Genomic DNA, 14,165 nt, shown 5'->3' on the forward strand with positions numbered 1-14,165 from the left:
GATGCTGGCTCTTATGGCTGTCGCCGCGCTCGCCCTGTCCCAAGCGGCACCGCCGCCGCAGGCAGATCGATGCACAGAACGTCTGCACTGGCGTTCGGCTGCAGGCTCGACGCGACCTTCCGATATCGATGTCCTAGTGGAACTGCGCGATATCGGCGGACAGGCGGATGTCGAAGCGCCCTTCACCGTCTCGCCCGATGGAAGGAAGATCGCTCTGACTCTACGACGCGCAGACGCAGGACGGAATGACTTTTGCCAGGGCATTGTGATCCTCGATATCCGGTCCGGGGAGGTTAGTGCGCCCATCCTCATAGGAGGCGGCGTTGCGCTTAATCGTTACGATCTTCCCAAAATTCCCGATTTTTCAGGCGGGGTCCTAGCTGCCGTCATACCGCGCTGGTCACCTGATGGAAAATGGCTGGCCTATACCGAGCGGCGCGATGGCATCGTTCAGATCATGCGGGTGGCAGTGGCCGGTGGAGAGCCTCTGCAGGTGACGCACTCGCCGGTGGACGTTCGGGATTTTTCCTGGAGCAAGGACGGCAAGGAGATCGAATATGCCACGCGGCCGGATGACCCATCCGCCGCTCAGGCTGTGATTGAAGAAGGAAAGGACGGCTATCGCTTTGACGAGCGTTGGATGCCCGAATGGCGCTTCTCGCCTTTCCCCAGGCCAACGGCGACCAGGCGCTTTGCCGTAGCGCTATCTTCAGGGGCCATAAGGGCGGCCGATGCTGCCACTGCGGGAAGCGTCGGACCAGGAAGCGCGATCAATGCGTCAGGCTTCGAGGCGCGCATCGCTTTTCGGACCACGGGTCTTATCAACGGGCCGAAATTTATCACGGCGTCCAGGAAGGGTGGCGAACGAGTTGAATGCCGTGACGCCGCTTGCGCCAAGGCGCGCCAGCTCTGGTGGCGCGATGAGCGCAGACTGTTGTTTTCCAGCGAAACCGGACCTGCCGACAGCCTGACCGAGATTGTAAGTTGGGACCTCACCACGAACAAGAGGCGCCGCCTGCTCCTGACATCTGATCGCGTGGATGGCTGTCGGCCCTCCGCGGAAGGTCTGGTTTGCGCTGTAGAAAGCTCGACGGTTCCGCGTCGGTTGATGGCTATCGACTATGACACGGGCGCCGAGCGAGAGCTGCTCGACCCAAATCCCGAGTGGCGGGCGATCGCGCTGGGCGAGGTTCGTCGTCTCCACTGGAAAAACGATATCGGCCTCGAAAGCTTTGGCGATCTTGTCCTTCCACCGGGCGTGACCAAGGCGGCTGGCTTGCCGCTCGTCGTCGTGGGCTATCAGTCGCGCGGCTTTCTGCGCGGAGGCACGGGCGACCTATTCCCCATATTCCCTTTGGCCGCCAGAGGGTTTGCCGTGCTCGTCTACACGCGCCCTGCGTTTTTTGGCTATTTGAAGCCAGTGGAGACTCAAGCCGAGGCCGATCGCCGAGGCTTTGACGGATGGGCGGACAAGAAGAGCGGCGCCTCCTCGATCCTGGCCGCAATTGCGATGCTGGAGAAGGAGGGTGTCGTTGATCCGAACCGCATCGGTCTTACCGGCTTTAGCGACGGCGTCGACAAGGCGACCTATCTGCTCATCCATCATAATGTCTTTCGCGCAGTCGCCATGGCCGGCTGCTGCAGCGATCCTTTAATGGTAAACGCCTCAATTGGCCCCTATCTTGCGAAAGTCGCCACGGCGGCAGGCTTTCCCGCCTATAAGGACCGCAACAGCGAGCGCGTTCGGGAATATTCCCTTGCGGCCAATGCTGCCCATGTCGACACGCCGATCCTGATCCAGTCGGCCGACCGCGAATATATGCATTCACTCGAGGTCGAGGCCGCATTCCGGCAGGAGGGCAAGCCGCTCAGCCTCTATGTGTTTCCGGACGAATATCATATATTCTGGCAACCCGCGCATCGCAGGGCTGCCTATGCCCGCAATATCGACTGGTTCGAATATCATCTGCTTGCAGACGGCAAAGGTCCGCTGCCGCGCTCGCTTGCTCCGATGGTGCAGCCGCAACAGGCGAGCTATCCGCGCTGATAGCGGCACCAGATTTCGGCATCGACAAGCTCCAAAAGGCGCAGATAATCCAGATCGCGAACGGGAGGTTCGCGGTCGCAATAGCGTGTTACGGCATTCGCATCGACAATCTGGTTTTGCACGAGCATACCCTCGATGAGGAACGCCTTCAGGTCGTGGCGGTAGGTCTCGAAATAGCGGGCATGCATCTGGAGCGGCGACCCTTTGCTCCGTCGTTCTGCGATCTCGCGCGGGAGTGTGGACGCGGCCTGGCGGGCGATCGATCTGTCGATGCCGCCGTCACACCACATCCAGCTGGGGATGCTCAGGCACGCCTCCACGATCGGCGCCATGAGGAGGGGAGACAGGCCGACCGTCGATGCTGATCGTGGAAAGCGCTCCAAATAATTATGCGCCCTTATGATCACGGCGATATGGGCGGTTGAACCGCGGAGCGCACGGGAAGGCGTATCGAGCCAGGGATGAAGCTTCCGAGGAGCGGTCCGCTCCGCGACCTGGCGCGTAAGAAAGATCGGCTCGCGCGGCCAGGCATAGGTTTTCGCCGGTTGAAATCGCTCGCGCAGCGTTCTTGCGACATAGCGTACAAGATCCATATAGGAGGCCGATGTGATCCGTTTCAGGTCGCCCAGCATCTTCCAACTGCCCGCTATAGAGGTACCGGCCTGAAGCAGATCGCCCAGCGCATAGGGCGGCGCCATGCCGCAAAAACTATTGTCTCCGCCAAATCCGCCCAGCACGGTGCCATGGCCACCAAGATAGCCGTGATCGAGCAGCCTTGCGTTGATCAGGCCAGCGATCGTCCGATAGGTCGGCCGCGGCAGAAACATGTCAGACCGGCAACTGGTCTGGAAATCAGGTGCCCGATAGGGAATCTCCGTCAACGATGCGTTGCAGGCCCTGGCGACTATGGTGGCAAAGGCACGTTCATCGCCGAACGGATCGCCGTCGGTGTAGAATGTGAGGAGTCGGGCGTCCTTTGTGAACTGCGCTATCTGCGTAGCGACGATGGAGGAATCGAGGCCGCCTGAGACCGTGATGAGTGGGCGCGGATATTTGGCTGCAAGCGTCCTATGCACAAGGGTGAAAGCACTCTCGAGACGGTCGACCGCTTCATCCACCGTCTCCACCGGTGACATCGCGTGATCCCAGGGACTCCAGGCCGCCTTTGTCACGAGCCCCTGCGCTGTGACGATCATTTCTTCGCCTGCGAGCAGTTCGTAAACGCCAGTCAACCCTGTCTGGCTAGAGAAATGGTTGATAAAAAGCAGTTCATCGCCGACCTCTGTCCAGTCGATGTCCAGGGGACGTCGATCATAGAGGCGCAGCAGCTCGATATCCGACGCCACCATCCAGCCACCTTGATATCGCCGATAGTAACAGGGCAGTTGCCCGGATGGATCGCGAACAAGGCTGACCTGCCCGGGCTCGGTGGCGCGAATGGCGAGAAAAGCTCCCCAGTGTCGGCCTAGAAGAGCTTTGGCCGGGTCTTTCGCCTTGCGTTCATGCGCTTGTGCCATCTCCCTTGGGAAACAAAGGCCCAGGACGACATAGTCCCCTGCCGCTGGCCTTGAGATATCGATAGATCTCTCGGCATGCACGGAAAGCCCTCGTGCTTCCACAATAGGACGGAAGCCGGAGGGCGGATTGTGGGGGATCGTTCCGACAGATTCTCGGTCCGTCGGCATGTCGATGAAGCAGATATAACGGCCGCCCATATCAGACCGCCAGGATCGGCGAGAAGCTGCGCGCAGTCTCGAGATCGTCATTGACCAGCAGCGCGTCGAGCTGGACCCAGCAATGGGCCGAGAAAGGGGCCGTTCGCACGCCAATGACCAGCGTTGCAGGAATGCCCCGGTCGAGCATGGCCATCATGATGGCGATCGAAATCGAGAGGCAGCGATCGTCGGTCGGGAAAAAGGGGCCGGTGCGTGCGAATGCCTGCGCCACCAGTCCCGCTTTGACCTGATCAATGCGCGATTTTTAGAGGTTCCGTTTTCTTGCTTCCAGGCGGCCGATCACCCGATCGAGAGGCGCGATGCGGAGCCAGGCAATGGCATAGGCGCGCAGAAAAAGGGCGCGCGCAAAAAGCGCCCCCCCGGCTGACTGTTGTTGGCATGGGAGTTTGCCCTCCACCGCCTGGAGCCTGTCGGTCCTGGAATCGGCTTGAGGCGAACCCGGCTGCAGGCCAGCAGGGCCGAGCAGGTCGGCAAGTGCGGCCAGATCAGCGGCATCCTGCTCCCCAGCCGCCACGACACGCAGGAAGCTTCCATGCAAGACCCGTGGGACAGCAAAATAGCGGTCCTGTAGGAGGTCGAGAAGGATGATGTCGTCCTGGCAGATGGCGTGAACCAGACCGGGGCGCAATTGCATGGACATGGAGAGGCTCCCCTGAGCCGGACGCGCGCGGGCGCGCGTCCGGTGCCGATCACTCGGCGTTGAGGCCCATCTGGAAAATGCGCTGGGACGAGGGATCGTCCTGCGGTCCATTATTGTTGAGGCCCTTGGTCACGATCGTCGCCGCGCCGAGGTCGATGAGCTGGTGGCTGTCCTGATCCTTCTTCGTCATGTCATGCTCCTTGGTTGTACCGCCGAATCGCGGTTTCCAGAGCATCGCGCCAGAAGCGATTTTGATAAAATGGAGATGATCCGAAAGTCGGACAATGTTCCGCGAATATTTCGCAAATATCATGTGGTATCAGTAGTTTTTGGAACATAGCTGATATTTGATGGAAGCCGTTTGAGGGGAAGGGTGAGCGGCTTGCATATAGATTTTTGCAGGCGCTTTCCCATGACTATCAGTTCTCTTGGCCTCGCCGCGGCGAGGCTCGTCCATCGGCTTGGCGGCAAGTGGCAGACGCACGGCGCGATGTGTCACTGCCCCGCGCATGACGACAGGATCCCAAGCCTCTCGGTCCGTGTCGGCCACAGCAGCCTCCTGTTCAAATGCTTTGCAGGATGCGACACGCTCGATGTCCTGCGGGCGATCAGGCGCCTTGACTTGCGCGTGCCCGTGGGAAGGTCCGCGGCCTTTGACATGGCGCGCGCGATCGCGCCAAGGACGGGCGAGCTTGCCCGGTCGCTCTGGAACTGCGGCCACGGACTCGCCGACACGCCGGGCGACATCTATCTGCGCGCGCGGGGCATCGATGCCTGCTCGCAGGCGCTGCGCTGGCATCCACGAACGCCATTGGGCCGCGGCAGGGATGTTCAGTTTCGGCCAGCGCTCCTGGCGGGGATCGAGGCGCAAGAGAGGATCGTTGCGGTGCAACGGCTCTTCCTGGAGCGCGATGGCCGCGCGCTCGCACATGATCTCAGCCGACCAAAACGGACCCTGGGCCGTCCCCTCTGCGGCGCTGTCCGCCTGTGCGAAGCAGGGCCGCGCCTCGGACTTGCCGAGGGTATAGAGAGCGCCCAGTCCGCGTCGATCCTTCTTGGGCTCCCCGTTTGGGCCGTCCTTGGCGCAGAGCGGCTTCATCAGATTCGCGTGCCCCCGGCGGTGGAGGAGATACTGCTTCTCCCCGACTATGATGCTGCAGGCCAGAGAGCCGAACGCCTGGCCCGTGCAACCTATCTTTCCCAGGGCTTCGCAGTCGAGACCCTATGGCCCTGGCGCGGCCATAACGATTGGAACGACGTGCTGCGGGAAGGGGGGAGGGAGAAAGTGAGCCGGGCGCGGATAGCGGTCTGACAGGCAGGCGGCTGCGCGTTCACGGAGAAACAGGATGACGACACCCTCCATCGCTTATGTGCTCGCGCGCGACTGCTTCAAATCGCCCGACAATGTGCGCACGCACAGCGACCCCTCGGCCGATGCCGAGCTCAAAGCCAATATCGCCGCCAGCGGCTTCCTGCTGGAAAATCTGATCGGCGTGCGTGTGAGCCGCGGCGCGCGCAAGGGGCAGGTCGAGATCTATGGCGGCGGCCGCCGACTCGAGGCCACCCGCGCCAATATCGACGAGGGCGCGCTCCATCCCGACTTCATGGTCCCCGTCCTTATCGCGAAAAATGCGAGGGACGCGATCGAGATGAGCCTTGCTGAAAATTTCTACCAGCTGCCGATGAATCCGGCGGACGAGTGCTGCGCCTTCCGGATGATCATCGAGCGCGAGAAGAAGTCGCCCGCCGAGGTCGCAAAGCGCTTTGGTAAGACCGAAACCTTCGTGCTTGGGCGCCTGCGGCTCGCCAATCTGGCCGATCCCGTCTTTGCCGCCCTGCGCGCGCTCGAGATCACGATCGACGTCGCCAAGGCCTATGGGAGCACGGCGGACAAGGAACGGCAGGCCCGGGTCTTCGAGCAGGTGCAGGCGAGCTATCATCGCAACAATCCAAACGAGATTCGTCGGCTACTCGCCACAGGTTCATTCTGCGGTGCCGATCCCAAGGCGATGCTGGTCGGGCGCGACGCCTATATCGCGGCCGGCGGACGGATCGAGGAGGATCTGTTCACCGACGCCGGCAGCGAGATCTGGCGCGACGGCGAGATCGTCGAGAGACTAGCGCAAGAGGCGCTTGAGACAGCCGCGCAGGCGATCCGGGCGCGCGAAGGCTTTGCCGAGGTGCGCGTCGTTCCAGCGACCATGATCCCCTACAGCATGACCTATCAATTGCCGCGTGCGATCGAACCCGAGCCCGGTCCGCTCAGCCCCGATGCCGCCGAGCGACAGGTCGAGATCGAGGCCGAACTGGCGACGATTGAGGAAGCAGCGCAAGGCGCTGATGACTATTCGCCAGAGCAAGTCGAGCGCATCGAGGCGCTCCATGCCGAGCTCGACGCCATGATGCCGCAGGAGGCCGCCCTGACGCCTGCCCAAAAGGGCGGTGCCATCGCCTTTGTGATGATCGATGCGGACGGTAAGCCCCGGCTACACGACAGTTTCTATGCGCTCGAGGACCTGTCCGCCGAAGACGGCGGTCTCGATGATGACGATATGACGGACGAGGCCGGTGAGGATGACGCTGGCGGGCGCGGCGCGGCGGACGAGGAAGGCGAGGCCGATGGGGCCATCGCCTATAGCGGACGGCTTCGCGATGAGCTTGCGATGATGAAGACCGAACTGCTTGCGCTGCACGTCGCCAACGATCCCCAATTCGCGCTCGATCTCGCCATCTTCATCATGGTCGACAAGGCGCTAGGTACCGGCTTAACGGGCATGCCAAGCGAGCTTTCCGCCCGGGCCGCGACGGCGCGGGTTCATGGCTATGAAAGCGACACCGCAGCCGCCAGGGGCTGGACGCAATTCGAGCAGGGGCTCGAACTGGCATGGCATGATCATGACACGATCGAGGCGCGCTACGACGCCTTCTGCGCGCTCGATGATGCGGCGCGCGCCGCCTGGCTCGGCTGGGCGGTCGCCCGCACGATCAATGCGGTTCCCGACGGCCACAGGGGCAGCAGCTTCCTCACCCATCTGGGTGCCAAGCTTGGTATCGACGCGGTGCGCTGGTGGCGGCCGACCGCGCGCAACTTCTTCGATCGGCTGACCAAGCCGATGATCCTTGGCCTATTCGAGTTAATCGGCGGCCTTGCCCTCAAGAGCCGCTATGCCAGCTCGCGCAAGTTCGATCTCGCCGTCTCGGCCGAGAAGCTCTTCGCAGGAGACGTCATCGCGGACGCCGACGTCAAGGCGCGTGCCTTGTCCTGGCTTCCAGACGAGATGCGGTTCGGACCCGACGCGGGGCCGCCCAGCGACGATGCACTGATAGGTGGGTTCGATGACGAGCGTGCCCGTGAGCCTGAAGCGGCGGCGCAATCGGGCGATGACGCCGCTTCGCCAGCAATACCGCAGGCGGCCTGAGCATCGAGACGAACCAGGGACCGCGCGCCGTCGCGGTCCCCGGCTTTTCTTAGCCCTCAGCAGCGGTGACGTCCGCTCAACCCATCGCCGGGAGGAAGGGGGGAGAGCGTCAGGCGAGGGCGCCTGCGTCCTCTGTCCCCATTTCGGAGAAGATCATGACCCTGCCTCTATCCGCTGCGCCCATTGACGGGCCTTGTTCCGATCCCATGGCCCCGGCGCTTTTTGCGGCCGCCCGAATCCTCGCCGAGCGGCTCGGCCAAGGCGGTGCGATCAGCCGCAAGGCCCTATCCAGCCTGATGCGTGCGCATGTCGGCGGTTCGGACGCCTGCGGCGACTGGTCGATGCGCGACGCCTATGATGCGCTCGAGATGGCGCAGGTCCTGCGCGTGCTCGACGTGGGGAGCCGCCTTATCGCGTGGGACGACCCGGCAAGCGCGTTCGCCGCTCGTGCGGCGCTTGGCCATCAGCTTCCGACCCAGCGCTATCGGTCCGAGCGACAGATCGACCTCCAGCAATTCTCGACCCCGCTTGGCCTCGCCTGGCTCGTCGCCTGCGCCGCAGGGATCGAGCCCATCGATCTTGTGCTTGAACCCTCGGCCGGAACGGGCATGCTCGCGGTCCATGCCAAGGCTTGCGGTGCACGGATGCTCCTCAACGAGCGGGACCCGCGCCGCGCAGCCCTGCTTTCGCTCGCCTTTGGGCAGCCCGTCACGCAGCACGACGGCGAGTATATCGATGCGCTGCTTGGCCAAGGCGAGCGTCCGAACCTCATCCTCATCAACCCGCCCTTCGCGCGGTCGCAAAGCCGGGGCCGAGACCCCCATGCCGGCGCGCGTCATCTCCATGCGGCCCTCGATTGCCTAGCGCCCGGTGGACGCTGCGTCGCGATCATGCCGCCCGGCTTTGCAAGGGACGGGTCGGGCGCCAAAGGCTATGGAAGTGTTGCAGAGCGCGTGCCGCCCAGATGGGAATGCTCGATCGAAGGCCAGACCTTTGCGGCCCACGGAACCTCGATTTCGGTGCGGATCATGCTCTTCGACAAGGGTTGGGACGGCAGTCCCGAGCGGCACCATGTAGACAAGCTTCATGAGGCCGAGGCGCTACTCGCGACAATCCCTTCGCGACTGAGTGGTCCTGGAGTGACGGTATCGCCGCCATTGCCGCGGCCCGGCGTGCCAGCTCTGCCGAGTCGCTCGGGCGGGGTTTTTGCAGGGCTCAGTGCCACGCGGCCGATCGCACCCACGGCAGCGGGCGATGACGGCGGCGAGCCTGAGCTTCTATCCTACGACATCATCGAAGAGGCACCCGCGGCGCAGGAACCGATCGGCATCTATGTCCCCTGGCAGATGAAGCGCATGCGCATTCCTGGCGCTGCGCCGCATCCCGATCGCCTTGTCGAGTCGATGGCGATGTCGTCGATCCTGCCGCCCGTTCCAAGCTACCGGCCGATGCTTCCGCCGCGCGCGGTAAGGACACTGTCGGACGCGCAGCTCGAGACCGTCATCTATGCAGGCCAGGCCTTCGAGCGCGATCTGCCCGGGCGCTTTGCGCCCAATGAAGCCGGTACGCTGCTGCACGCCCATGCCGAGGGCACGACCTACCGCGCGGGCTTCATGGTCGGCGACGGGACCGGCGTCGGCAAGGGACGCCAGATTGCAGCCTGTATCATGGACCAATGGTGCAGGGGGCGGCGGCGCGCGGTCTGGATCTCGAAGAGTGCGAGCCTCCTTGAAGATGCGCGGCGCGACTGGACCGCGCTTGGCGGCCTCGCGATCGACATCCAGCCGCTTGATGCCACGCCGATCAGCGGCCGTCTTAAAATGGAGAGCGGCATCCTCTTTCTCACCTATGCGACGCTGCGATCGCAGCGCGACGATCGTCAGTCGCGGCTCCAGCAGATCCTCGCTTGGCTGGGAACCGAGTTCGAAGGCGTCATCGCCTTCGACGAGGCCCATGAGATGGCGAACGCGGCGGGGACGCAGACGATATTCGGGGGGCAGAAGGGCTCCGAACAGGGGCTTGCCGGCGTGCGCCTCCAGAACCTCCAGCCGCGCGCGCGGATCCTCTACAACAGCGCGACCGGCGCCACCGATCCGGCCAATCTCTGCTACGCCGCACGGCTTGGCCTCTGGGGCAATGCCGCGTTCGCGACGCGCGAGGCATTCATGGCCGCGATCAGCGACGGCGGGATCGCGGCGATGGAGATCGTCGCGCGCGATCTCAAAGCCATGGGCTTCTACACAGCGCGTGCGCTGACCTTCGAGGGCGTCGAATATGATCCGCTCGAGCATCGCCTGACGAGCGATCAGATCGAGATCTATGACGCCTATGCGCACGCCTGGGCGCTCATCCATCGCAATCTCGATGAGGCGCTCAAGGCCACCGCGATCACCGACCGCATGACTGGCAAGTCTCTGAACGCGCAGGCCAAGGGCGCTGCGCTGTCACGCTTTGAAAGCGCCAAACAGCGCTTCTTCGCCCAACTCCTCATCGCGATGAAGCTGCCGACGCTAATCAAAGCGGTCGAGACTGATATGGCAAGCGGCCGACAGGCCGTGATGCAGCTGGTGACCACCGCCCAGGCAATGCTCGACCGGCATCTGGCCAGCCTGTCGGCGCAGGAGCGCGCCCATCTCGATATCGAGCTCAGCCCGCGCGAGCTCATGATTCACTATGTGCAGGCCGCCTTTCCGACCCGGCAGATGAAGATATTCAAGGATCCAGGCGGTGAGGCCCGCTCCGAGCCGATGACGGATGCGGTCGGCAATGCGGTTCATTCCCCCAAGGCGCTGCGCGCCCGCGACGATCTTGTCGAGCAGTTGTGCGCCATGCCCGCCATTCCCGGCGCGCTCGATGCCCTTATCGCGCATTTCGGTCCCGACCAGATCGCCGAGGTCACCGGCCGGTCCCGCCGGATCCTGCGCGATGGGAAGGGCCGACAAAGGCTCGAGCGCCGCACGCCAGCCAGCAATATCGCTGAAACCAATGCCTTCATGGCAGGCCTCAAGCCTGGCCTCATCTTCTCCGATGCGGGCGGGACGGGTCGAAGCTATCATGCCGAGCGCAGCAGCGGCTCGGCGCATAAGCGGCGGGTCCATTATCTGCTTGAGCCAGGCTGGCGCGCGGCTGCTGCGATCCAGGGACTTGGACGCACGAACCGGACCAACCAGGTGACGGCACCCATCTTCCGGCCAGTGACGACCGACTGCAGGGGCGAGCGGCGCTTCATCAGCACGATCGCTCGGCGGCTCGACAGTCTGGGGGCGCTCACGCGCGGACAGCGGCAGACCGGGGGGCAGAACCTTTTCGATCCGATGGATAATCTGGAAAGCGACTATGCGCGCGACGCGCTCTTGCAATGGTATTCGCTGCTGTATCGCGGCAAGCTCAAGAGCACGACCCTGGAGCGCTTCGTTGAAATGACGGGATTGAAGCTGCTGTCCGACGAGGGTGGCGGCCTGCTTGACGCCCCCCCGCCGATCCAGCGCTGGCTCAACCGCCTGCTGGCGCTGCGGATCGGGACCCAGAACGCCATCTTCGAGGAATATATGGCGCTCATCCAGGCGCGCATCGATGCGGCGCGCGAGCGCGGCACCCTCGATGTCGGCGTCGAGACCATCATCGTCGAGAAGATCGTGGCGGTCGAGCAGCTGCTCCTGCGCCGCGATCCTGGTACCGGGGCTGAGACCTGGCTTTCCCGCCTCGAACTCCATCGTCGGCGCCGGCCGACCGTGCTGGCCGATGTCCAGGCACGCTGGGAGACGTCGCAGCGTGTGGCGTATCTTCGCAATGCGCGGTCCGGGCGGGTGTCGCTGCGGGTCCCATCTTGGTCGATCCTCGACAATGAGGGCGAGGAGATATGCGTCTGGGAGCTGGTGCGACCCGGGGGTGCCGAACGCGTGCGCGACGACCGGCTTGCCGAGACCGCATGGGAACCGGTCGGGCGGAGTGAGTTTGCAGCCGCCTGGGCCGTTGAAGTCGCAGAACTGGGCAGCCGCATCGACGTCGAATCAATCAATATCGCTACCGGTCTTCTTCTCCCGGTCTGGAACCGGCTGCCCGACGATGATCTACGGGTCTGGCGGATCGCGGATGCTGAAGGCAAGTCGGTTCTGGGCCGCATCATCTCGCCAGCGGGCCTTGCCAAGCTGGCCTCGGCCTTTGGCATCGACATGGCCCTCGCTTTGTCGCCTGGCGAACTGATCGCGGGTGCGCGAGGGGTGCATGGTGTTCCCATCCCCTGGCTCTCGGGCGCGCGTCTGGCGCGGGTGCATGTGAATGATGCGGTCCGCCTTGAGATCAAGGACTATCCCGCGGCGCAACTCTCCGCGCTCAAGGCGCTCGGTTGCTTTACCGAGATCATTCAATATCGCACCCGTCTGTTCGTGCCAGCGAACCGCGCTGCAGAGCTGCTGGGCAGCATCCAGGCAGCGCTGGACGAAGGGCCAGCCAGCGCGGCGGCCTGACCGCCCAATCTTTGCGGGCTGCCCGCTTTGATCGTTGCCCAACCATGCAGGCTAAGGCCTCAACGCCAGTCGCAGGAGAGCTGTATGAACGACCCCAGCATCGAGCAGTGGCGCGCGCTGCTCCTCTTTCGGCAGCGCCATGGCCGGACCTGGAAATCGGCGCTTAGCCTGCACTGGATGAACGGGACCGACGAAAATGAGCCCCTGGGCGCTGCGTTGCGCATGGTGCGCAACCAGTTCGGGCCGAGCTGGCTCCACGCGCTGCGGCCCAAGGCGTTTGCAGAGGCCGAGCAGCGTATCGCCTTCCTCGACCGGTTGCCGGTAATGTGCGCTACCTATCACGGCGAGACGGGCGATCCCATCATTCTCAAACGCGGCGAGAGCGGTTACTGGCGGATGCCGGGCGATATGACAGTGGAGCAATTCAACGCCGCCTTCTTGCCTACACCCGGCCAGATTGCCGCTATGGAAGCCGGATCGGTCTTGGGGTGGGACATGCCGGCCGCGGATCCGGCGAATTACGCCGCTGCCAGGCGACTGAAGTGCAAGTCCTGAAAAGCTGCGCCGCATGTGCGACGCCATGCCGCCGTCTGCTTGGGCATTGTTGAATTTGTTCATCCAGCCTGTTTTAAAAAAACAAGTTCAACGAGGAGGATCGGGATGACCCGCGCTGTTGCCAAATCGGGTGTCGATATCGATCAGATCCTGCGCGATCGGATTCTGGCAAGCACCGACCGAATCATCAAGATGATGCCGCTCGCAGCAAAGACGGCTGCGGCAAGCAGCGTCGATATCGCCTCGCTCGTCTTCAATATTGCAAGGAGCATCCCGGCGGTCGAAGCCAATGATCCGGATGAGGCTGAGGATATCACCAATGCCATCGCCTTCAAGCGGCGGATGATCGAGGGGGCCGGCGGCGCGATCGATGCCGAGGCTGTCCGCAGGCTCCTTGGCCACAAGACCGTGCAGGCGGTCTACAAGGCGGCGCGCGAGCATCGGCTCCTGATGGTCGATGACAATGGATCCAAGCTCTTTCCGGCCTGCCAGTTCGACGGCAATGCGGTTCGCCCAGCCATAGGGCGCATTCTCGCCGCGTCCGCCGATCTTGGCGGCTGGGCGGTGCTCCAGTTCCTGGTCTGTGGTGACGAGGCCTTGGGCGATGCGCGGCCGCTCGACCTCCTGGCCGGAAGCGAGGCCGATATCGCGCGGCTTGTGCGCGCGGCGCAGGCGCGCGCGGACTGACGATGGCCGGCTCGACCATGCCGCCGGTTTCGCGCATCGCGGCAAGCCAGCGTCTCTTCCGCGTCCATGCTCTTTCCCGCGGCGCGCACTGGTATGGGCGCAAGGATGCGCAATGGCGCTGGGACGATCCGGACCGGCGCTATGGTGTGCTCTATCTCGGCAAAAGCCTTGTCGGACCCTTTGCCGAGACGATCCTGCGTACGCCAGCCGAGCGCGACATTCTCTGGGATGTCATAGCGAGCAAGCGCTTTTCCACGTTCATGACCACGCGCGCACTTCGGCTGGCACGCGTCCATGGTCCAGGTCTCGCCTGGTTCCGGACCACATCTGCCACCATCTCCGCAGACTTCGATCCGGCCTTGTCGGGAACGCCCTATGAGGCGACCCAGCGTATCTCGGTGATGGCCCATGCCTTTGGCGGGCTCGACGGCATTCAATATCGCTCGCGCTTGGATTCCGACGCGCTTTGCGTCGCGCTGTTCGACCGCGCCGATGATGCGATCAGGCTCGAGACGGAAGGGTGCAGGCTCGAGAAAGAGTGGGCGCGCGCGATCCTGCGGCCGCGCCGCTATCGTCTGCTCGAGAGCTAACAGGCGGTATCGGGGCAGGGAGGAA

The 14,165-nt window shown here is 63.6% G+C and carries 11 protein-coding genes; 7 read left to right on the plus strand and 4 right to left on the minus strand.

The genetic code is table 11. The features are described from left to right. Position 1 precedes the first annotated feature (1 nt). On the plus strand, positions 2-2,047 hold the full coding sequence (locus tag SxD43FB_RS18550) for an Atxe2 family lasso peptide isopeptidase (RefSeq protein ID WP_096063454.1): 2,046 nt from the start codon (positions 2-4) through the stop codon (positions 2,045-2,047). Here SxD43FB_RS18550 and SxD43FB_RS18555 read toward each other — a convergent pair. The 4 genes from SxD43FB_RS18555 to SxD43FB_RS25345 form a co-directional block, all read right to left on the minus strand. Next, positions 2,035-3,396, minus strand: coding sequence for an asparagine synthetase B family protein (locus SxD43FB_RS18555; protein ID WP_176482837.1), 1,362 nt, complete (start codon positions 3,394-3,396; stop codon positions 2,035-2,037). The genes SxD43FB_RS18550 and SxD43FB_RS18555 overlap by 13 nt on opposite strands. Positions 3,397-3,763: 367 nt before the next feature. Further along, complete coding sequence (locus SxD43FB_RS18560) at positions 3,764-4,018, minus strand: lasso peptide biosynthesis B2 protein (RefSeq protein WP_096063456.1); 255 nt, start codon at positions 4,016-4,018, stop codon at positions 3,764-3,766. 9 nt (positions 4,019-4,027) lie between these two features. Beyond that, a complete protein-coding gene (locus SxD43FB_RS18565; protein WP_141249540.1) occupies positions 4,028-4,423 on the minus strand; it encodes a hypothetical protein in 396 nt (131 codons plus the stop codon). A gap of 49 nt (positions 4,424-4,472) precedes the next feature. Continuing rightward, positions 4,473-4,613 (minus strand): hypothetical protein, encoded by a 141-nt coding sequence (locus tag SxD43FB_RS25345; protein ID WP_169574587.1) that lies wholly within the window; start codon positions 4,611-4,613, stop codon positions 4,473-4,475. Between the two features lie 222 nt (positions 4,614-4,835). Between SxD43FB_RS25345 and SxD43FB_RS18575 the strand changes: the two genes are divergently transcribed. The 6 genes from SxD43FB_RS18575 to SxD43FB_RS18600 all read left to right on the plus strand — a co-directional run bounded on the left by SxD43FB_RS18575 (position 4,836) and on the right by SxD43FB_RS18600 (position 14,140). Beyond that, positions 4,836-5,735: a toprim domain-containing protein gene (locus SxD43FB_RS18575; protein ID WP_096063459.1), complete on the plus strand. Its 900-nt coding sequence runs from the start codon at positions 4,836-4,838 to the stop codon at positions 5,733-5,735. A gap of 34 nt (positions 5,736-5,769) precedes the next feature. After that, a complete protein-coding gene (locus SxD43FB_RS18580; protein ID WP_096063460.1) occupies positions 5,770-7,842 on the plus strand; it encodes a ParB/Srx family N-terminal domain-containing protein in 2,073 nt (690 codons plus the stop codon). Positions 7,843-7,997: 155 nt separating this feature from the next. Then, positions 7,998-12,308 (plus strand): strawberry notch-like NTP hydrolase domain-containing protein, encoded by a 4,311-nt coding sequence (locus SxD43FB_RS18585; protein WP_096063461.1) that lies wholly within the window; start codon positions 7,998-8,000, stop codon positions 12,306-12,308. Between the two features lie 84 nt (positions 12,309-12,392). Then, positions 12,393-12,863, plus strand: a complete 471-nt coding sequence (locus SxD43FB_RS18590) for a hypothetical protein (RefSeq protein WP_141249541.1) — start codon at positions 12,393-12,395, stop codon at positions 12,861-12,863. Between the two features lie 105 nt (positions 12,864-12,968). Further along, a complete protein-coding gene (locus SxD43FB_RS18595; RefSeq protein ID WP_096063463.1) occupies positions 12,969-13,550 on the plus strand; it encodes a hypothetical protein in 582 nt (193 codons plus the stop codon). A 2-nt stretch (positions 13,551-13,552) separates the two neighbouring features. Then, complete coding sequence (locus SxD43FB_RS18600; protein WP_096063464.1) at positions 13,553-14,140, plus strand: RES family NAD+ phosphorylase; 588 nt, start codon at positions 13,553-13,555, stop codon at positions 14,138-14,140. Positions 14,141-14,165: the final 25 nt, after the last annotated feature.

Source organism: Sphingobium sp. D43FB (assembly GCF_002312805.1).
In the GTDB taxonomy this organism is placed as follows: domain Bacteria; phylum Pseudomonadota; class Alphaproteobacteria; order Sphingomonadales; family Sphingomonadaceae; genus Sphingobium.